The following is a 20545-nucleotide window of genomic DNA, read 5'->3' as shown; positions in this document are numbered from 1 at the left end:
ATTGAAATTTAAACCAGGAAGTGATTTAATTGCTGCACAGAAGCAGCGATCCTATCGTTAATAATTCGGCGGAATGCACGATGGATGAACAGCGTCGCAAAACTGATGTTAATATGCTCCAAGCGCTGCTGGAAAATCCTGTGGACTTAGGAATAGATTTGATTTTGAGGACTGACTCAAAATCGATCGACTTTGGGTTCGTGCAAACGCTTTATGTGGAAGAAGTGGCGCTGACGCGAGAAAGCTTGCTGAAAGCTGCAAAATTTTTCCAAAGGGCGATCGCACCCTTAGAATCTGCAAAAGGGAATTATAAATTGCCCGCAACCGGGGCAGCATATCTGGCTTTTTTAGCAGAAGTATTGCAAGCAGTGGCGCGCGGCGCTGATTCGCAGCACCTGTACTCGCTGCTGAGAAACAATTTAGACAAACTCGACCAGAATTTCGCAGAACTGCTGCGCTGCTGGGCAAATTTGGTGTTTTCTGCTGCCAAAGAATCCGAGAGAAGGCGCATTGCAGCGTTAATCGGCAATCTGAGCAACAAAATTGGGCGGTTTCCCCTCGGCAGCAAGGCTAATAACTTGGAAATCGAAATTGCAGGTTACGAAACAGTTGCTAAGGTGTTTACCCGCAAAGACTTTCCCCAAGAATGGGCGGTGATGCAAAACAATCTGGGCAACGCTTATAGCGATCGCCCCAAAGGTGATAAGGCTCAAAATATCGAACAGGCGATCGCTTGCTTTGAAAATGCCCTACAAGTACGCACGCCCGAACAGTACCCGGAACAGTGGGCGACGCTGCAAAATAATCTGGGCAACGCTTACAGCGAGCGTCTCAGGGGAGATCCGGCAGACAATCTAGAACACGCGATCGCCTGCTATCAAAACGCGCTGCAAGTTCGCACCCGCGAAACTTTTGGGGAAGAGTGGGCGAGCACTCAAAACAATCTCGGCCGTGCTTACAGTCGGCGACTGCAGGGCAACCGAGCCCAAAATCTGGAACTGGCAGTCGCTTGCTACCAAAATGCTTTGCAAGTCTACAACCGCAAGGTGTTTCCCCGGCGTTGGGCCACAACTCAAAATAATTTGGCAAATGCTTACTGCGAGTTGCTGCGGGGCAACCGAGCTGAAAATCTCGAATATGCGGTTACGTGCTATCAAAGAGCTTTGCAGGTGCGGACTCGGGAAGCTTTTCCGCAGCAGTGGGCGACGACTCAAAGGAATTTGGGCCGGGTGTTTGTCGATCGCATCAAAGGCGATCCGGTGGAAAATTTGGAAATGGCGATCGTCTGCTATCAAAATGCTTTACAAGTCTACACCCGCATCAAATTTCCCGAAGTCTGGGCTTCGATCCAAACTTACCTCGGTAGGATCTACAGTCGGCGGGTGAAAGGGGAAAAAGCCGAAAATATGGAAATGGCGATCGCCTGCTATCAAAATGCTTTGCTCTTTTGCAACCGCCAAAAAACTCCCGAACGCTGGGCCATGCTGTGTGCCTACCTCGGCCGCGCTTTCTGCGAACACGTGAAAGGGGAAAAAAATCGCAACCTCAAAAGCGCGATCGCCTGCTATCAAAATGCGGGCGAAGTCTACACCAGGCAGGCATATCCCAACCGCTGGGCAATGCTGCAAATTTATCTCGGTAGGGCTTATTCGCAACTGACGGAGGCGGAAAACTTGTCGCACATGGAAAGCGCGATCGGCTGCTATCACAGCGCCACCCAAGTCTACACTCGCGAAACCTATCCCCACCGCTGGGCTGAAATTTTATTTTATTTGGGTCAAGCTTACCGAGTTCGAGGCGACTTGCTTCGCGCTTACGGGGTTTTTACTGCTGCTGTCGATACTGTTGAATTCTTGCGCTGCGAAGTTGGGGTTGATACAGTCGATTTTGGCGATTCCCTACGGGATAGCTACGCTTCACGGACGAGTACCGCAAAAGTCAAATTAACCCGCACCTGGGCTGGACTCTATAAATGCCTGGTGCAAGTTTGCCTGGAACTAGGCGCCAGCCAACCTGAATATTACGCTAAGGCTCTGGAATACGCCGAACGCCACAAAAATCGGAATTTGGTAGAACTGCTGCTTAAATGCCACTTGACTCCGAAAGCCGAAATTCCTGCAGCGGTGCGAAGCGAGTTGGAGTCGCTGCAACTGGAAATAGCAGGGGAACAGCGGCACCAAGAAGAGGGAGAACCTGAGCCGAACACGACTTTGATTTCTGAGGGCGATAGCCAAGGTTTGAACAGCGGTTCTCTAATGCCGAACTTGGACTTCATGCACTTAAATCAATTGTGGAAGCAGTTTGATAGGTTGATTGCGCGGGAGGTGCAGGCAAACGACCCTTTCTTCAGCCTAGCTCACAAAGTTGAACCGATCGCTTTCGAGCAAATTCGCCAATTGTTGCCTGATGACAATTGCGCTGCTGTGGTGTGGGCGAGTTTGGGAGAGTTGCTGGTTGCTTTTGTGGTGGTAAAGAGTGAACAATATCCCGCCGTTCACCTGTGTTCGCCGGAAAATGCTTTGGCTGCCGAAAGTTGGGGCCAGGAGTACCTCACCGCTTATTCTGAACAAAAAGGTCGCTGGATCAATCATCTCCAGACTCGCCTCAAACGCTTGGCTACGATGCTGGAAATCGATCGAGTGGTGGCGCTGATTCCCGATAATTGCGATCGGCTGATTTTTGTGCCGCACCGATTTTTGCACGCTTTGCCACTCCACGCTTTGCCTTTGGCGGGGAGAGACGGATTTGAGGATGGTGGGGGAATTTTTAGGTCTGGGTGGAGCGATCGCAGCGGTTTTGTTGAGGTGGAAACCTACAGCCTTTCGGATTTTTCTCAAAGTTCGTCTTTTGGCGACGTTGCAGCGCCTGCTACTTATTTGCTCGATCGATTTCCCGGAGGAATTCGCTATGCTCCTAGCTGTCAGCTATTGCTGTTGAGACAAAGTGCACACGGAGCGGCTATTGGTCGGTACAGACCCCGTTTGCAGCAGCTTTTGGCCATTCCAACTTTCACCAGAGATGCGTTCTACAGCAACATTGAAATCGGCACTATTTCCCAGTATTTTGCCAGTACAGAAGTTGTGCGCCATAAGCCGGCAATTAAAGAGGCTTTTTCCCAAGAAATGTCTGCTAATAATGGGGATTTGCCCCAAGAAATAGGGCATTGGCAGCAGAAAAAATGCGCTCATTTTGCTTGTTTTAGTTTGCTTAATTTGGCTTGGCCACTGAAATCTGCAGTGTTTTTGAGGAATGATTCTCTGAGTTTGGAGGAAATTTTAAATCTGGATTTTAGACAATATTTTTTAGTTACTTTATCTGGTTGCGAAATTGCCGCTGGCGGAGTTAGCGGTGCTGGAGGAGATTTTGTGGGTTTGTCGGCGGGTTTGTTGTATGCTGGCACGTCTAGTGTGGTTAGCAGTCTTTGGAAGGTGAATGATGTTTCTACGCTGCTGCTGACGAGCAAGTTTTATGAAAATCTGGGACGGTTTTCTCGGTTGCAGGTGGGAGATGTGGCGATCGCCCTGGGGGACGCTCAAAGGTGGCTGCGGGATTTGACTAGCGAGGAATTGGAGGTGTTGCTGGCGGATTTTCAACCTCAAATTTCGCAAATGTTCGATCGGCTTTCTCAAAGTTCTCGTCTGATTGCGGAGGCTTCTTTGCAGCAAATTCGCAACCGCAAACCCTATCCTTTTGCTAATCCTTATTATTGGGCGGCTTTTACGGCGGCTGGGGTTTAGTTATTAGTGATTAGTGATTAGTCATCAGTCAACAGTCAACAGTCAACAGTCAACAGTTATTAGTCATTTAAAAACCCGACACTAACAACTTATTTAAAGTTATCAATGTCGGGCACAAATTCAACAAACTACCCGCAAAAGTTTAGGACTTTTTGCCGAAAACTTGTTCTTTCAATGCTTGAATTTCTTGACCTAATTGTTGCCGGTTGGACGATCGCAGCAAATAGCGGTAGACAAACCACCCGGTGTATCCGATACCAATTAGCTCGAATGTCGGTGCTAGCAAGGGGATGTCGTTGAGTTCATCTATTACGCCCAAAAGCACTTTCAAAGAGACAATCGAGGCTATAATTACACCGATAACAGTCAGGGGACTTTTGTACTGCTCGTAAAAGCTGCCGATGTAAGCGGGAAACTCGGACAAAATTGAGATAATTTGTTCTTTGATCTGCTGGCCCTGACTTGGCGGTTCTTCGGTAATTATGACTTTTGTTGTACCGCTGGAACTGTCTGCTTCATTTCCGGCAGGAATTTCGGTGATGATAACGGTTGTTTCTGGTTCGTTTGATGAAGTCATTTCTCCACTCGCAATAGTTTTTTGCTGGTTGGCTGCAGGTATTTCAACTGCTGCTGCGGCTGTTTCAACTGCCGAAATATCGACTGCTGAAACCTCGGTGCCGGCTGTTTCCACAGGCGATATTTCGACTGCTAAAACCTCCGTTCCGGGTATTTCGGTAGCCGATATTTCGACTGTTTCCACAGGCGATATTTCGACTGTTTCCACAGGCGATATTTCGACTGCTGTCACCTCGGCCGCTGCTGTTTCAACAATCGGTGTTTCGACTGCTGGCTGTTCTGTAGCAGGGGTTTCGGCGACTGTTTCTGCGTTTGGTTGTTCTGGGGTTGGAGTTTCGGCCGCCACACCAACACCAGGCAAATTCAAGTTGCTAATGGCATCAAGCAAACGGGTTTTAGCCGTTCCTCGCTGGTGAAGGATTACCCAAGATTCTATCAGGTCGGGGCCGTGCATTGCACCTGTCAGAGCGGCTCTGAGCGATCGCATAATTAGCCCTTTGTTAAGAGTTTTCTCTTTACTGAGCTTTTTAGTGATTTTCTGAGCTTCCGCTGATGTCAGGGATGAATGACTTTCCATCGCTTCTACAACTGCTTGTAAAGCCTGTGCAGCCCCTGGTTGCTGCAACTGTGCGAGTGCTTCTTCTTCGTATTCCACCGTGGTGGAGAAGAAAACCTTGCACATATCCACAGCATCGGTTAAGCGAACGAGACTCGGGCCGATTAAAGCAGCTATTTGTTCGAGCCAAGGGCGATCGGCCTCTGAGTCAAACTCATAACCGCCTTTCTGCCACCAATAAGGTATCAGCAAATCTGTCAATTGCGGCACTGGCATTTTGTGCAGGTATTGACTGTTTAGCCAATTGAGTTTATCCCAATCAAATTTTGCACCGGCTTTGTTGACTCGATAGAATGTAAATAATTCTGCTGCTTCCGACAGTGTAAATATTTCCTGCGTTGAATCCGGCGGAGTCCAACCGAGCAAAGTCATGTAATTAACTAAAGCTTCGGGCAGGTAGCCCATATCTTTGAAGTCAGAAATCGAGGTTACGCCGTCGCGTTTAGAAAGCTTTTGTCCTTGGGAGTTTAAAATCAGCGGCGTGTGGCCAAATTCTGGGATTGTCGCGCCCAAAGCTTCGTACAGCAATATTTGTTTCGGAGTATTGCCGATGTGATCTTCGCCGCGGATGACGTGGGTGATGCCCATGTCGATGTCATCGACAACTACGGCGAGGTTGTAGAGGGGTTGGCCGATGACGCCGCCGCTGGATGCACGGGCAATCACCATATCGCCGCCGAGGTCGCTACCTTTCCAGGTTACGGTGTCGCGCACCATGTCGTTCCAAGAAATTGTGCGATCGTCGTCGATGATAAACCGAATCACAGCTTGTCGCCCTTCGCCTTCAAAAGCTGCGCGCTCTTTGCTTGTCAAGTTGCGGTGCCGATTGTCGTAGCGGGGGGCTTGTTTGTTGGCTTTTTGTGCTTCCCGCATTTCGTCGAGTTCTTCCGACGTGGTGTAGCAGCGGTAGGCGAGTCCATTGTCTAGAAGGGTTTGGACTGCTTGGCGGTATATTTCCAGACGCTGGGACTGAAAACTCGGGCCTTCGTCCCAGTTCATACCCAGCCAGGTGAGTCCTTCGAGGATGTTATCGGTGTATTCGCTTTTAGAACGTTCTACGTCTGTGTCTTCTACCCGCAGGATGAATTGGCCGCCTTGGTTGCGGGCAAACAGCCAGTTGAATACGGCGGTTCTGGCGGTACCGATGTGTAGGTTTCCGGTGGGACTGGGGGCTAGACGGACTCTGACATTCATGTAGATTTTTGCTTTTAGATTGGGCGATTTGCTGGTTGGGCGATTTGCTGATGTTTAAGACTTCAAATTTTATTATATTTTGTTGCCGACTTAATAGTTGTGCTTGGCAGGTACTTTGCCTCGATTTGTTTGATATTCGACTATCGAGCGATCGGGCTACGGTCTCCGGCAAGGCAGGAGAGGGCATCTTGATGATAATAGCTTGCGGGTGGCCAAGACTGGATTCACCTTTGGGACTATTTTTCACACCACAAATAACTGCTTTAGGAGTACCGAAGGCGCACCTGATAACTATTGATGCTTGTAAAATGTTTGTGTGCGATCGACGACATTAAAATATATTTCCCTATGTCTGCTGCTAAAACCGAGTTTTCCGAATCTGTTGCGCCCTCAGCCGAGTCTGCTGCGCCTGCTTGGCAGATTGAGTTACTGTACGACGGTGAATGTCCTCTGTGCGTGCGAGAGGTTAATTTCTTGAAAAAACAGGACGCGGGGCGAGGCTTAGTGTCGTTTGTGGATATTGCGGATGATGGCTACAACCCGAAGGTCCACGGCGGAATCGACTACGAAACGGCGATGGGGCGGATTCACGCGGTGTTACCCGACGGTACGGCAATTAAAAATGTGGAGGTTTTTCGCCGCACCTACGAGATTTTAGGTATGGGCTGGGTTTATGCTGTGACTAAGTTACCAGCGATCGGGGCGATCGCCAATTGGCTGTACGGAATTTGGGCCCACTGGCGGCTGATGTTGACGGGAAGGCCGGATTTAGCAACAATTATGAGCGATCGAACTCAGCGGATCGAGTGCGAAAGTCAAGGTCGCTGCCAACCCAACTCAAAATGAGTCATATTTAATAAGTTCGATCGACCTATCAGAAGATGTCAGCAGAAACAGACTGCAACTAAGCTTAAAGATCGACTACTATTAAAGGTCAAAAAAAATGCAAGATGCAGGCTATACAGTCTTCATGGGCTTCGGTGGTCTCTGGATACTTATGGGAATTGCCGCTGTGATTTTCCTCTTCAAATCCGACGGTCAAAAACTTAGGTTTGGCAAATGGGGACTGCTTGTGGCGATTCCGATTCTCGTGCCCATCGTCCTGGTTTTGACATATCAGATAGCCCGACCTTTTATTTCCTCGCACCTTTGAGCGCTGCTGGGAGTCGATCGTCCGTGGGAGAAAGGAATTAGTTAAATTAAGTTTAGTATTATTGCTCGCTTTCGGGCGATCGCAACTGCTCGTTCGCCCATTGACGCAAAGACCGAATTATGGCATTGTCATCTTGAGTTTCTGCCATCTGCAAGAATTGATTGAGCATTGCTACAGAAAGGATGGGAAATGTCGGACTGCGATCGCAAGTAATATATTCCCGATTTTGCCATTGATAAATTTGTACAGTTTGTCCCCGATACCGCCAAACTTCAGGGATTTCTAGCTGTGTGTAAACGACAAATCTATTAGAAGAAGGACTGGTAATATCAACTTCAATTACCAAGTCTGGGGGAGGGTCGGTTGAGATGTCAAGCCTTCTCCCTAGAATGCGATCGACATTTTGGATATAAAAACATGAATCTGGTTCTGCACCTTGTTCTAAATCTTCACGGTTGAGAGTCGTCGAACCAAATCCCTTAATCTTCAAGTCCAACTCCTCAGTCAAAGCTGTAACAATCCGTTTGAGCAAACAGTTAATAGTTTCATGCAAGTCGGATGGCATGAGAATTTCTAAGACTCCTTGAGAGTATGAAAATCGCGAGGCTCTCTTGTCTCCTGCTTCTGCTAATAAGCTTTCGTAAGTCTGCCAACTGATATTAGATAATACTACCCGTTGTGTAGTTTTTTCCGGTGAGAAGTTAATGAGCGTAACAGTCATATTTCGCTCCTCCTTACTCAATTAATAAAATACCAAAAGCTTAAACTTTGTATTTTAAACTTTCGATTTACGAGAGAACGGGACAGACGGGGCTCGAACCCGCAACTTCCGCCGTGACAGGGCGGTGCTCTAACCAATTGAACTACTGTCCCTCGTTTTGCCGTTTTTTCAGGCACAATTTCTATTATGCCTATCACTTCACCTTTTGTCAAGAGGTTTTTTGAACTTTTATTTGGAAGCCCAAAATCTGAGTCTCTTGCAGCGGACTGAAGTTGTTGTCGCTCAGCAAAATCAGACCTCTGCTAGCATCCGCCAGGGCGGGGCCAAATGTCAACCCCTCAATGTTGTCTAGGGGAATTTTTAGGGTTTCCAAATCCAGCAGCAGGCGTTTTTGAGCGGGAGAAACCTCGCCCAGACGGCTTTTGAGGCTTTCGAGTGCTTCAATACGATCGCCCTTTTCCAGAGAAATCTCAAAAATTCTGATAGTTGTGCCGGTTTCCAGGGAGAAAGCACGCTCTAAACTCAGCAAGCGGTTATCGTCGATCGCCAACAAATCCACTAAACCGTTGCTAGTTAATTTTCCCACAGGATTCGCACCAGCGGGTAGCGGTTCGGTGATGTAGAGAAACGATGCTTCTGGATTGCCGCTCACCGCATCGTAGCGCAAAATCCGGCACGGAGTCCCGGTTTCCAGGGAAGCTGCGGCGCCATCTTGTACCAAGGCGTTTTCGGTAGCGGTGAATAGGTGTTTGCGATCGGGCGTTAAAGTTAAACTTTCAAATGATAGATTGTTGCGGATGCCTTTACTGCCTTTGTCGTCGGGCAAAAATAGTTCTGGAATTGCCAGCGTTTTCAGGAGTTTACCATCTAGAGAGAACTCTTTGATAAAAGGATTTATTTGGCGATCGACATCTCCCTCAGAAGAAACAAACACGCTATTGCCAGTAAAAGCTATCCCTTCGGGATCTAAACTTAATTCAGGAAAACCTTTGCCGTTTTCATCTAATAAAGTAGTGACACCAGTAAAAGTTATTTGCTCTTTTTCCAGTTTCCCAGATTGCAAGTTAATTTTGAGAGTATAGAAGCGCGCCGGAGCCTTGCTGCTGCGGTCATCAGAAATGGCATAATAAACTTGTTTATCGCCATCATAAGTAATGCCCGAAAGTCCGCCAATTTCCGTCCCCTGAAACTGAGAACCTGTAGGAAATATTGCTCTGCCGATAAAATTTATTTTCGTAACAGCGAAAGATTGAGCTGATTGATTTACCCAAATAGCAACACTTGCTGCCATCAAAAAACAGACAATAAATATAGTTGCTTTTATTAGATTTCGCATTTGATGAATAAGTAGGCTATTAAACTATTTCACTTTGAGCCTGCATATTGGGGCGGGCAAGATGCCCACCCCACAATAATTTCACAGGAGGCCGAATACAAGAAGTGTAATATTTTTCAAAAGACCAAGCAAATATTTTTTAGCTTAACTACCTTCTTCTTCTCTTTCTTCCTTCGCGCCCTTTGCGCCTTCGCGGTTCGTTAAATCATAAATTCACTGTTTCTGATTCAGCAAAAAATTGGTCAACCAATCTTTAACGACATAAGTAGCACGACAGTCGTCCTCATTGTAGCGGACGATCGCCTCCAAGAGCGATCGATCGCCGGTTTTGAGCCAATCGTCATACCAGCAGACGCACTGAGCACCATTCGCCTTAGCATCTCGCCAGTCAAAACCCAGCCAACGGGCAATTGGTTTGAGTGCGTAGCTTTCCACCGGCATAATCGCTTTTTGCGTCACTTGTTTGTGAATATCTACAAAGCGTTTCAGCACGGGTTTCCACAAATAAGCTGGAGTATTGTAAAGTTTAGCCAGTCGCTTAAAAGTCTTGACTTCGTAGTCGCAAAAGTGGAAAATCGGAGCAATGGGATAAGCCCACATTAATTCTAAAAATTGCTCCCAGATTGCACCTTCCTCTGCTGCTGATTCAGCTAAAAAACCGTGGAATTTTTCCGTATTGTTGTACCTGTCAACAACTAAGACTCCGTGGAGGTAATCCAAGTTTAACTCTGGTTCGGCTTCAATATCAAAGTAGAGTTCGATTGGGGCGATCGGCAAAAACACAGATTGGGAATACGGAATTGGTTTTTTGCGGAGAATTGGCGCAGGTATAGAAGATGTCGCAGGTTTATTTTCTGTAGTTTTTCCCAGAACAAGATTAACTTTTGCTAAACTCTTCTCGGCAACTTCAGGTATGGTTATAAATTCATTAACTTCTGCCTCTTCCCTTATTCCTTCTTTCCTCACACCTAGATCCGTTAAATTTGTTAAATCCCGTACAGTGTTCGCTGTCGAAATTCTATCCGCTACATCCGTTACAAAATCCGTTGCCGAACTTCTATCCGTTACATCCGCTACATCCGTTACAAAATCCGTTGCCGAACTTCCTTCTTCCCGCAACAGCGGTTGATTTAGCAAGTGCGATCGAGCTTGCTGCACGACATCAAAAGCCACTCTGTCCGGGAATTCGGGATACTCAGCCAGCAGTTTGGAACTAGCATTAGCGAGAGCTTGTACATCAGTAATTCCGAGAGTTTTTAGTCTAGCATAGCGGCTGGCAGTAACTCCCGGCAATAACGAAAGATGTTTAATAGATTCGGCTTCGGCGTGACAGATAGTATACCAACCGCAAAGATTGCACTTTTGCCGGGAAATGAACACCTCTGGTTTATCCCGATTTTCTATCATTTGAATGCAGTTGTCTAAAATCTCGAACATCTGAGGAGTTCGCTGGTCTAGATTCACCTGCCACCACCCTTTTTTTCGCAGCATCAGCCACGCAGTCTCTGGCATTGTTTCCTGTACGGAAGCTAAAACTTGGGCGTGAAAAGCTGCGATAATTTGATACTCTTGTTTTGGTCGCTTGCTAAGCCAAATATCCGCAGTAATATAACTCCACTTGCCAAATTTTGATTGTCCCGGCTGTTTGATTAATAAATGGGGGCGGCTGATCAGGGTAATGTTTGAAGAGTGAAGATTGGAGGATGAGAGATGAACGGGAGTTTCGGGGATTTCGCCAAATTCTGGGAAATATTGACTGTCAATTCCTACCACAGAAGTTGTTGCGCCGTTGGTTTTGCCGAATTCGCCCTGGATCAGAACTCCTCGGTAAATGCGATCGACCCCTTGCTGCATTAAACTCAATGTAGCGGCCGCGCCGGCTTCCCAATCCCCTCTCGGATAATATGGTTGTTGGTAAGTCTCCTGTTCCAAAGCTTGCTGCTGGTATGCGGCGCTGTCGCGCATCAGTTTCAGCAAAAAGTCGCTGGGGGGATCTAGTTGTTTCCAGTCTCCGCAGGTGTCTAAAAATGCTCGGAGATGGCATCGCTGATAGGAAAGTAGTAGTTTGTCAGTTATTAACATTTAGTATTCGCAAGGCATAGAGTATCCGGCAAAAGGTATAAAATTCACAGCATTACTTATTCAATATTAACGCTATCAATAATTCCCCAAAAAAAATGACAAAGGACAATCATCGGCAACAATTCCCTGCTTTGGCCAATAAAGCTTATTTTAACTACGGCGGACAAGGGCCGCTGCCTGAGCCTGCTTTAGAGGCGATTTATGAGGCTTACAAACGGGTGCAGCTTGGGGGGCCGTTTTCGGGGGAGGTGGGGGCTTGGGTGGTTCAGGAGGCGATGCTGACGCGACGTGCGATCGCATCTGAGTTGACGGTACCTCCTGAAACCATCGCCCTAACTGAAGATGTCACCGTCGGCTGCAATATTGCGCTGTGGGGCATTGACTGGAAAGCAGGCGACCATTTGCTGCTTTCTGATTGCGAACACCCCGGCATTGTAGCTAGTGTAATGGAACTTCAGCGCCGTTTCAACATTGAGGTTTCGGTTTGTCCGTTGGCGGCTACTTTGAATGAAGGTGATCCGGTGGCGGTGATTGCTGATAGTTTGCGGCCAAATACTCGCTTGTTGGTTATCAGTCACATTTTGTGGAATACTGGCCAAGTTTTGCCTCTGGCTGAGATTGTGAAAGTGTGTCATGAACCCCCCCTAACCCCCCCTTGCCAAGGGGGGGGACAAGAGGGGTTTTCCCTGATTCAAGGGGATAGGCAAGAGGATTTTTCCCTGATTCAAGGGGGGAGACAAGAGGATTTGTCTGCAAAGAAGCACAAAGTTAGGGTGTTAGTTGATGCGGCTCAATCTGTGGGGGTTTTGCCTTTGAATTTGATTGAATCGGGGGTTGACTTTTATGCTTTTACTGGTCACAAATGGTGGTGCGGCCCGGAAGGTTTGGGCGGGCTTTATGTGAGTGCGGAAGCTTTGGCAGATTTGCATCCGGTGTTTATCGGTTGGCGGGGAATTGTGACGGATGCTAATGCTAAGGTGCTTGGGTGGAAGTCTGGATCGCAGCGCTATGAAATTGCGACTTCGGCTTATCCTTTGTATGCGGGTTTGCGGAGTGCGATCGCCCTGCAACATGAATGGGGTACGATCGAGGAAAGGTATGCAGAAATTTGCCGTTTGAGTAAGTATCTCTGGCAGCGTTTGTCGGTACTTCCTGATGTGGAATGTTTGCGGAAATTGGCGCCGGAAGCTGGTTTGGTTTCGTTTCGATTAACTAACGGGATGCCGCACAAGCAGCTAGTTGATTTGTTAGAGAAGCAGGGGAGTATGGTAAGGACTATTCTTAATCCTGATTGTGTGCGGGCTTGTGTTCACTATTTTACAACGGAGGCGGAGATTGATAAGTTAGTTGAGGGTATTTTGCGTCAAGTTAGTTAAAAATTCCTGATAAGAGTCGGCTGTTAAAACCGCCACCACACAAATCAAGATACTTGTGTTACAATAATCATCTTGATAAAAAAGGATATTTGCTAATCAAAGACGTGAAGATTATTTGGGATAAATCGCGGAGGAAAATCAACCATGAATTTAGAGCAAGCAGTTTTAGATAAGTTGCGGGAATTGCCACCAGAGAGGCAGCAAGAAGTTTTAGATTTTGCTGAGTTTCTTCAACAAAAAACTATGGCTAAACGACCCCTAAAGAGTGCCAAAGGGTTGTGTGCTGACTTAAAAGTAGATATTACGGAAGAAGACATCGCCCAAGCCCGACAAGAAATGTGGGGAAATTTTCCCAGGGAGATTGTTTGATGCCTTCAGTCGTAGCAGATACCCATACCCTAATTTGGTACATTTTTGAACTACCAAGATTGTCGCCAGCAGCATTAATAGCATTAGAACAAGCGGTTAACGAGGGAAATTTTATCTACTTTTCCGCAATTTCAATTGTAGAAATTGCTTACTTGATTGAGCGAGGGCGTTTGGCAGGCGAAGTGCTGACACGAGTTTTAAATGCTGCGGACGATCCAAATGTGGGGATTTTGCTAGCACCTTTGGATCGCAATATCTCGGCAACTATTCAACAAATTGACAGGGCAACAGTTCCTGATATGCCAGACAGGATTATTGCGGCTACTGCTTTATCTTTGAGTCTTCCGTTAGTTACTCGCGACGCAAAAATTCAAGCGTTAACCACTATTCAAACAATTTGGTGAGTATGAATCGAATAGTAGCGAAATATTTCTTGTGCCTTTTGAGAGAGAGCAGTAAATCAACCATTGCGATCGGGAAATTTTCATTTGAGTAAAACTTTAGCATCGGCAGTTATTCATTTTCAGCAAGCCACAGCTCGATTTCTTCTCGGTTATGTTCGTAATAGTCCGCAACCGCTTGCAAATCTTGAAGGGTGAGTCCTGGATAATTATAGAGAAGTTCGGCTTCAGTTGCGCCCTGTTGTTGGTAGGCGATAATCGTCCAGACGGGAATGCGGGTATCGCGAATTCGCGCTGCACCGCCACAAATTCCTGGAGTTTTGTGAATGGGATGTTGAAGGGTTTGAACGAATTGCAGCGTTTGTGCTAGCAAGTCATCCGGCAGTGTTTCAATGGTCTGGAGAAGTTGTTCTTTGATGGTCATAATCGATATCCAGATGCTATAGCGGTTTATATATTGGCAGCTTCGATAATTCGCTCAGCAGCAATAGATGCGTCTATTTCCTGAGAGTGGGCCGCATAAAAAGCGAAAACATCGTTCACTTGAGCTTCACTTAAATCATACTCAGCGGAAATTTGGTTTGGCGAAAAACCCCATTTCTGGGCTGCGATGACTACTGTTTGCACTCGCAACCGAGTGCCGCGCAAAACGGGTACGAGTTCGCCGCTAGCGCCCCGCACATAGGTAATTTCAGGAAAAGCGCGATCGTCTGATTTATCCAGCCCCGTGAACTTCATGCTTTTACAATAACAACGGCTCTATTTTAGCTTGTACCTCTTCAATTACATCTTGAGATACCGACTCAACCAATCGAATACCGCGAGCTTTCCAGTCTAAACACTTAATTTGATCGGCAAGAATTACTCCCTGAACTTTTAATCCAGTGGGTAGGATAACTTCAAAAGGATACCCTTTTTGTTGTTTTGTAATCGGCATAAATAGAGCTAAGGAGCTTTTCTCGTTGTAGGAGCGAGGCGACAGCACAAAAGCAGGTCTAAGTCCTTTTTGCTCGTGTCCCTTAGTTGGGTCAAAGTCTAAATAAACGATATCGCCTCGACTCGGAATGTAGGGATTTGATTGTGTCACCAAACTTCGTTCCCCACAGCAATTCCAGTATCAATCTCAGTATGAACATTCTCTGGCGTCATTGCCTCGATCAACTCCTCAAGCGAATACCGCCGACGAACGATAGGCTCGATTGTCAGCTTGCCATCTATCAAGACAAGCTTCACTTCGGAACCCTCAGTCAAGTTAATCTCTTTAGCTAAATTCTGTGGAATCCGAATAGCAAGACTGTTTCCCCATTTTGCGATCGTCGCAACCATAGCCTGAACCTCTAGTTAGTGATATCACTCTGAGGAATTTACCCTTTCTCAGAGAAAGTATATACAGAGTATCTACAGTGTAGCGACTAAGCGGATGTTTGACAAGCACAGAAAATTTGACAAAAAAGCCGATCGCCCTTTCCCTAAAAACAACAAAGGACGATCGCCCTTTTCGCCCAAATTTCGACCTACGCACCCCAACAAAAGAAACCGGGTTTTTCACTAAATCTGCCATTTCCATGCAGTATCTTCGCAAAAAACCCGGTTTCTGAGCTCTCAGGCCTAAGTCCTATTAATGACTGTGCCCGTGCCCGCCATGAGAATGCCCGCGATCACCATGAGAATGCCCACCGTGAGAATGTCCACCGTGATTGTGTCCGCGATCGCCATGAGAATGCCCGTGTTCCCCGTGAGAATGGCTGTGCTCGCGGTGCGCGGAAGCCAAACTCGGATTAACAGCAACCGCAGTTTCACTCAACAACGCTTCAATCTGCGGATTTGCCCACTCGGCCGCCATTTTCAGAAACTCTGGATGGTCGTTAACGCAAGGCAATTTGCGGTAAGTAACTCCTTGACGCTGTTTCTGCAAAGACTCAATAATGTGGTCTACATCTAACAATGTTTCGTGATTTTCTGTCGCAAATCCGATCGGCATAAAGACGATCGCAGTTGCACCCAAATCGATCAAATTCTTCGCAGCCAACGTCGCATCCGGCTGCGTCCACTCAATCAGCGGCGTGTCGTGATTCAGCCAACCCACCGAAATCAAAGGATAGCGATACATCAAACGTTCCCGCACGCGATCGTACAAAGCTTGACTTTCCACAATTCCCGAAGTAAAGCCCTTCGCCTTGTGCGGACAACCGTGATTCATCAGCACAATCCCAATCTGAGAAGGCAAATGCGCTACAGCTAAATCGTTCTTAATTTCCTCTTCTACCAAATCCGCCATTAGCTGGATGTAAGCAGGTTCATCGTAAAAAGAAGGAATGTAGCGCTGTCCTTTTACCCAATGTTCCTTACCATCAAAGGTTTGTGCTAAAGCTTTATTCACCTGTTCGACTGCAATGCCGCTGGTGAAAACAGAATCAACTACCAACAGCGGGTAAATCAGAATTTTGTCAAATCCTTCTGCTTGAATTTGCGGAATTACTTGTTCCGGCAAAAACGGCGCGCAAAAGTTAAAAGCTTTGAACACTTTTACTTTATCGCCCCATTTCTCCTGTAAATTCTTTTCAATCCCGGCGCGCTGCTGTTCAAAAATTGCATTGTGCGGCGAAACGAATTTACCGTGTTGGTGACTCCACTCGTGCAAGTCAAAGATTGCTAAAATCTTCGCCAGCGGCGGATAAATCCACAGCGGTACTGGCGCAAACTTTGCCGTAAGCAAATTTAAAGCTTGTTCGTTGTAGTTGGCAAAATCGTCGTAGCTTTCGACTTCGCCATAACCCATCAGCAATACAGCAACGCGATCGTTACTTGCGGGTGCTGCAGATGTTTTGTACTCGATTTTTTCTGGAGAAGCAACCACTTTGTATTCCTCAATTTTATTTATTCTAAGAGATCCAAACAGGATGAAGGGTGAATCGGAGATTTTTCATTGTGTGCGATCGCACGACGGTTGCGTGCTGGGCTGATTCCCGGTTTCTGCGCCCCTACTTCCCGGTCAAACCTCTTATTTATCCTAGAAACCGGATTGATGGGCATCAGTCCTAAGTCGGTTTTTTGACCCTGACCCGAAATTCGTAGGGTGGCTAGAACTAGAATCAGCCTTTGCTAAGCTTGACAGGAGATGGGGCGGGGGGGGATAAGTTTCATGTTTTCTTAAGACTCCCTGACCTTGCCTCAGATTAATGGGGTTTGGAGCGTTCCCAGCTTTTAACTTGGGGGGATACTCTTCAAACTTGACTCTATTATAAGTTTAACACCCTATCCCCTGGGGTAGTATATGATATAGTAGGTATATGATAAAGTTATGTTGCGAACTATATTAACTTTCTTGACGAACTATGAGACTGGTAATTTGCCCCGGAGTTCACGAACCAAAGCTAACCGACTGTTTCCTGACGGGACTTTCGGGGCTTTGGGGACTGGCAGCCGATCGCCCAAACCAGCAAATAGTCGATCGTGTCAAGATTTTTCCCGCTCATAAATATCCGCCTTTCTCAGCTCTTGACATATTGCAATTTTTGTGCAGCGAAAAGTTAGCAGGAGAAAGTCTAGTATTTGTCAGCTTTTCGGCAGGAGTAGCCGGGGCGATCGGGGCGGCTCTTCTGTGGCAGCAACTCGGTGGCAAAGTCGGGGCTTTTTTTGCCTTAGACGGTTGGGGAGTACCTCTGGTGGGAAATTTTCCCATCCACCGCATCAGCCACGATCGCTTTACGCACTGGAGTTCGGCAATTCTCGGTGGCGGTGGAGAAAGCTTTTATGCAGATCCCGCGATCGAACATTTGGATTTATGGCGAGCTCCCCAAACGGCAAAAGGCTGGCACCTCAGCCAAACCGCCGCCGGCATTGAGACTCTCGCACCCACAACCGCAGCAAAATTTTTAGTCCACCTATTGAAACAATACGGAGTCCAATCAGTTGTTTAATCTAAATTTAGTATCCTCAGCGATCGCACCTATTGCCACCATCGCCCGCCTCGACAATTCTGTCTCTTCAGCCACAACAAACACCATCAAACAGTGGTTGATATTTAGCGCCTCAGCATTTTTAGTCTCAATTCCCGTCTTCGTGCAAGCACCGTTAGTGCGTTTATATCCAACCATCAGTTTGCTGTCAACTATCCCCTGGTTCGTTCTGAGTTTAATTCTAATTTTCCGCCCCAAAACCCAACTTTGGGGAGATTTATTATTAGGATTTGCCGGCTGTTGGCTCGCAGGTTCTATCTATTGGGGCTGGTTTAGATGGGAACCAATTTTACATCTACCTATAGAAGCAATTGGCTTGCCTTTTGCTATTTGGTGCTTGGGCAAATCTTGGGGAAAAGTTGGCAGCTATTTTTACTTGGGTTCCCTATTTGGCACTGCTATTACCGATTTATATTTTTATTTAACTGGGTTGATGCCCTACTGGCGCCAAGTGATGCACGCGGAACCGGAATTAGCTATGCCGATTTTTCAAAGTGCGATCGGTCAAATTGAAACTCCTTGGGGCATAGGCTGTGCTTTAGTTCTAATCGCTGTGTTGCTAACAGTCGGTTTGCTGAGTTTGCGCGATCGAGAACTGCACTGGCGCGCTTTCAGCGGCGCGGTGTTAAGCACGCTTTTGGTAGATGGTTTATTTTGGTTGGCTGCTTCTGCTGCTTAAGATTTATGATTAGTTTTTATGTTGGTATTTTTTGACTGCAGATGTGGGCAAATTGACGCAGATTAACGCAGAATTTTTTGAGGGATGTAGTCTTGAGATTCCTGACTTTTTAAAGAAGTCGGGAATTTTGGTATTTACGGAACAATTATGAGTTAAAATCTAAAATCTAAAATCTCAGAATCCAAAATCAATATCATGTCTTTCATTTCAATTCGCGGTGTAGAACATTATTACGAGTGGATAACGGCAGATAACACGGCCCAACCCAGCGGGAAACCAGTGATGGTATTTCTGCACGGCTGGGCGGGTTCAGCGCGCTACTGGGAAAGCACGGCACGGGCTATTGCTGATGATTTTGATTGTTTGCTCTACGATATGAGAGGTTTTGGTCGATCGCCCTTGCCGAAAGAGCCTCCTGAGTCCAGCTACGAACTCGAAACCTATGCCCACGACTTAGCGGAATTATTAGAATCTCTGAATTTAAGCCGCGTCTTTCTCAATGCTCACTCCACAGGTGCATCAATTGCTACTTTATTTCTCAACCTTTACCCTGAAAAAGTAGAAAAAGCAATTCTCACTTGCAGCGGGATTTTTGAATACGACGAAAAAGCCTTTACAACTTTTCACAAATTCGGTGGCTATGTGGTAAAATTTAGACCATCTTGGCTGGCATCGATCCCTTTTGCCGATCGGCTATTTATGGCCCGGTTTTTGCGCCGTTCCCTGCCCACAGAGGTCAGTCTGGCGTTTCTCAAGGATTTTTTAATGGCAGACGAGCAAGCTGCTATTGGTACAATGGTGACGGCAGTCAGTAAAAGAGCAGCCGAGGAAATGCCCCAAGAATTTGCGCGGCTGAGTGTTCCCACACTGCTTGTGGCAGGAGAATTTGACCAAATTATTCCCGCCGCCATGGGAGAGCAAGCAGCCTCCCTCAGCAAAAAAGTAGAATTTGTTATAATTCCGAATACGGCTCACTTTCCGATGCTGGAGGATGCCGCAACATACTTGCAGCGAATTCGAGACTTTTTGCCAGCAGCGGCTTAGCTGAGTTATTGTTCATCTAATGTACGATCGGACACGCAAGCTTTGAGAACGGCTTTTGCTCCGATCTTAATTTTTAATTTCTAATTTCTTAAAGCGAAAGGTGGTACAATGAACGACCTCGACCAATACTATAAAGTGCTGGGACTGTTGCCGGGAGCTTCCAGAGAAGAAATTAGCCAAGCCTACAAGGATTTAGCGTTCATTTGGCACCCCGATCGCATCCCCAAAGACAATCCCAGACTACTACAGAAAGCTGAAGAGAAGATTAAGGAAATTAATCAAGCTCGCGAACAATTGCGATCGATTCAACCAAGAGGTCAGAATCAAAACGTTCAGCACAAACATACTCAGCACAAACACACCCAGCAACAAAACACCCAGCACAAACATACCCAGCAACAAACTACCCAGCAACAAAACGCTCAGTACAGAAATACTCAGCAACAAACTACCCAGCAACAAAACGCTCAGTACAGAAACACTCAGCAACAAACTACCCAGCAACAAAACGCTCAGTACAGAAACACTCAGCAACAAACTACCCAGCAACAAAACGCTCAGTACAGAAATACTCAGCAACAAACTACCCAGCAACAAAACGCTCAGTACAGAAACACTCAGCAACAAAACACTCAGTACCAAAACGCTCAGCAACCCAATACTCAGTACCAAAACACTCAGTACAGAAATACTCAGTATCCAAACACCCAGCAGCAAAACACTCAGCCACCACCAGCCACCCCAAAAGAACCCCGCTACTCTTCTGAACCCTCTTCAGGGAAATATCCTGGAAATTATGCGGGAAACTATGGGGGAAACCCTGCAGGGCCCTATTCAGAGGCCTCCCGCTACCAATCGCAGCCCCCGCCATCTCAGTCTTACCGCCAAGCGGGGCCCCAAGCTCCCGATTTGAGCGGTTCCAACTTCAAAGGAGCTTCCTTAAAAGAAAAGGATTTTTCAGGGAGAAACTTGAGCAATGCAAACCTGAGTGAAGCCGACTTAAGTGATGCTTTTCTACACAACGTCAATCTCACAGGCGCGAATTTGCACCAAGCTAACTTGTTCAGGGCTAATTTGTTAGGAGCTTGTTTGATCAATGCCAACTTGAGAGAAACCAACTTAATCGGAGCCGATTTGAGCGGTGCTGACTTGAGCGGTGCTGACTTGACAGGAGCGAAAATTGGTTACGGCGATCGAGTTATGGTCAAACTTACCCGGACTACATTAACAGGTACAATCTTACCCGACGGTACTGTTCATAGCTAAATATATTTAGTTTTTAGTCAGTGGTGGTAGACGCGG

General features: G+C 46.7%; 19 protein-coding genes, 1 tRNA gene and 1 pseudogene. 10 read left to right on the top strand and 11 right to left on the bottom strand.

Features of this window, described 5'->3' with window-relative positions; translation table 11 throughout:
* Window positions 1-80: 80 nt before the first annotated feature.
* Entirely contained in the window at window positions 81-3737 is a 3657-nt protein-coding gene (locus QUB51_RS12405; RefSeq protein WP_333261752.1) for a CHAT domain-containing tetratricopeptide repeat protein, read from the top strand.
* 142 nt (window positions 3738-3879) lie between these two features.
* Here QUB51_RS12405 and QUB51_RS12400 read toward each other — a convergent pair whose 3' ends face one another.
* Both QUB51_RS12400 and gltX read right to left on the bottom strand, forming a co-directional pair.
* Complete coding sequence (locus QUB51_RS12400; RefSeq protein ID WP_333055098.1) at window positions 3880-4314, bottom strand: CAAD domain-containing protein; 435 nt, start codon at window positions 4312-4314, stop codon at window positions 3880-3882.
* A 366-nt stretch (window positions 4315-4680) separates the two neighbouring features.
* Window positions 4681-6123: pseudogene (gltX, locus tag QUB51_RS12395) on the bottom strand (glutamate--tRNA ligase); the annotation flags it as partial.
* A gap of 297 nt (window positions 6124-6420) precedes the next feature.
* Here gltX and QUB51_RS12390 point away from each other — a divergent pair.
* Both QUB51_RS12390 and QUB51_RS12385 read left to right on the top strand, forming a co-directional pair.
* Window positions 6421-6969, top strand: a complete 549-nt coding sequence (locus QUB51_RS12390) for a DUF393 domain-containing protein (RefSeq protein ID WP_333208836.1) — start codon at window positions 6421-6423, stop codon at window positions 6967-6969.
* 97 nt (window positions 6970-7066) lie between these two features.
* The gene (locus tag QUB51_RS12385; RefSeq protein WP_006632034.1) at window positions 7067-7276 is read left to right on the top strand and encodes a hypothetical protein; all 210 of its coding nucleotides are present in this window, start codon (window positions 7067-7069) and stop codon (window positions 7274-7276) included.
* Window positions 7277-7334: 58 nt separating this feature from the next.
* Here the strand turns inward: QUB51_RS12385 and QUB51_RS12380 are convergent, their stop codons facing one another.
* From QUB51_RS12380 to QUB51_RS12365, 4 genes are all read right to left on the bottom strand, one after another.
* Window positions 7335-7997, bottom strand: a complete 663-nt coding sequence (locus QUB51_RS12380; RefSeq protein ID WP_333261755.1) for a Uma2 family endonuclease — start codon at window positions 7995-7997, stop codon at window positions 7335-7337.
* A 78-nt stretch (window positions 7998-8075) separates the two neighbouring features.
* A tRNA-Asp gene (locus QUB51_RS12375) sits at window positions 8076-8149 on the bottom strand.
* Between the two features lie 56 nt (window positions 8150-8205).
* Window positions 8206-9288, bottom strand: a complete 1083-nt coding sequence (locus QUB51_RS12370; protein ID WP_333261758.1) for an esterase-like activity of phytase family protein — start codon at window positions 9286-9288, stop codon at window positions 8206-8208.
* Between the two features lie 258 nt (window positions 9289-9546).
* Window positions 9547-11415: a TM0106 family RecB-like putative nuclease gene (locus QUB51_RS12365; protein ID WP_333261761.1), complete on the bottom strand. Its 1869-nt coding sequence runs from the start codon at window positions 11413-11415 to the stop codon at window positions 9547-9549.
* Between the two features lie 95 nt (window positions 11416-11510).
* Here QUB51_RS12365 and QUB51_RS12360 point away from each other — a divergent pair, with 95 nt between their 5' ends.
* The 3 genes from QUB51_RS12360 (at window position 11511) to QUB51_RS12350 (ending at window position 13564) form a co-directional block, all read left to right on the top strand.
* Window positions 11511-12791, top strand: a complete 1281-nt coding sequence (locus tag QUB51_RS12360; protein WP_333261764.1) for an aminotransferase class V-fold PLP-dependent enzyme — start codon at window positions 11511-11513, stop codon at window positions 12789-12791.
* Between the two features lie 144 nt (window positions 12792-12935).
* Entirely contained in the window at window positions 12936-13160 is a 225-nt protein-coding gene (locus tag QUB51_RS12355; protein WP_333055053.1) for a DUF2281 domain-containing protein, read from the top strand.
* Complete coding sequence (locus QUB51_RS12350; protein ID WP_333055052.1) at window positions 13160-13564, top strand: type II toxin-antitoxin system VapC family toxin; 405 nt, start codon at window positions 13160-13162, stop codon at window positions 13562-13564. Before QUB51_RS12355 ends, QUB51_RS12350 begins: the two co-directional genes overlap by 1 nt.
* A gap of 109 nt (window positions 13565-13673) precedes the next feature.
* Here QUB51_RS12350 and QUB51_RS12345 read toward each other — a convergent pair whose 3' ends face one another.
* The 5 genes from QUB51_RS12345 to QUB51_RS12325 form a co-directional block, all read right to left on the bottom strand.
* A complete protein-coding gene (locus QUB51_RS12345; protein WP_333055051.1) occupies window positions 13674-13985 on the bottom strand; it encodes a DUF433 domain-containing protein in 312 nt (103 codons plus the stop codon).
* Window positions 13986-14011: 26 nt separating this feature from the next.
* Window positions 14012-14299 (bottom strand): DUF433 domain-containing protein, encoded by a 288-nt coding sequence (locus QUB51_RS12340; RefSeq protein ID WP_333055050.1) that lies wholly within the window; start codon window positions 14297-14299, stop codon window positions 14012-14014.
* A gap of 4 nt (window positions 14300-14303) precedes the next feature.
* Entirely contained in the window at window positions 14304-14648 is a 345-nt protein-coding gene (gene mazF, locus QUB51_RS12335) for an endoribonuclease MazF (RefSeq protein ID WP_333055049.1), read from the bottom strand.
* The gene (locus QUB51_RS12330) at window positions 14645-14887 is read right to left on the bottom strand and encodes an AbrB/MazE/SpoVT family DNA-binding domain-containing protein (RefSeq protein WP_333055047.1); all 243 of its coding nucleotides are present in this window, start codon (window positions 14885-14887) and stop codon (window positions 14645-14647) included. Before QUB51_RS12330 ends, mazF begins: the two co-directional genes overlap by 4 nt.
* 292 nt (window positions 14888-15179) lie before the next feature.
* A complete protein-coding gene (locus QUB51_RS12325; protein ID WP_333055046.1) occupies window positions 15180-16418 on the bottom strand; it encodes a ferrochelatase in 1239 nt (412 codons plus the stop codon).
* 478 nt (window positions 16419-16896) lie between these two features.
* Between QUB51_RS12325 and QUB51_RS12320 the strand changes: the two genes are divergently transcribed.
* The 4 genes from QUB51_RS12320 to QUB51_RS12305 all read left to right on the top strand — a co-directional run bounded on the left by QUB51_RS12320 (window position 16897) and on the right by QUB51_RS12305 (window position 20509).
* On the top strand, window positions 16897-17481 hold the full coding sequence (locus tag QUB51_RS12320; RefSeq protein ID WP_333231875.1) for a hypothetical protein: 585 nt from the start codon (window positions 16897-16899) through the stop codon (window positions 17479-17481).
* The gene (locus QUB51_RS12315) at window positions 17474-18199 is read left to right on the top strand and encodes a DUF3120 domain-containing protein (RefSeq protein WP_333055043.1); all 726 of its coding nucleotides are present in this window, start codon (window positions 17474-17476) and stop codon (window positions 18197-18199) included. The genes QUB51_RS12320 and QUB51_RS12315 overlap by 8 nt, the downstream gene beginning before the upstream one ends.
* A gap of 195 nt (window positions 18200-18394) precedes the next feature.
* Window positions 18395-19243, top strand: coding sequence for an alpha/beta hydrolase (locus QUB51_RS12310; RefSeq protein ID WP_333055042.1), 849 nt, complete (start codon window positions 18395-18397; stop codon window positions 19241-19243).
* A gap of 108 nt (window positions 19244-19351) precedes the next feature.
* The gene (locus QUB51_RS12305; protein ID WP_333208809.1) at window positions 19352-20509 is read left to right on the top strand and encodes a pentapeptide repeat-containing protein; all 1158 of its coding nucleotides are present in this window, start codon (window positions 19352-19354) and stop codon (window positions 20507-20509) included.
* The last annotated feature ends 36 nt before the right edge of the window (window positions 20510-20545 follow it).

Source organism: Microcoleus sp. AT8-A3 (assembly GCF_036705675.1).
Taxonomy (GTDB): Bacteria; Cyanobacteriota; Cyanobacteriia; order Cyanobacteriales; family Microcoleaceae; genus Microcoleus.
This window is presented reverse-complemented; position numbering and strand designations above follow the sequence as displayed.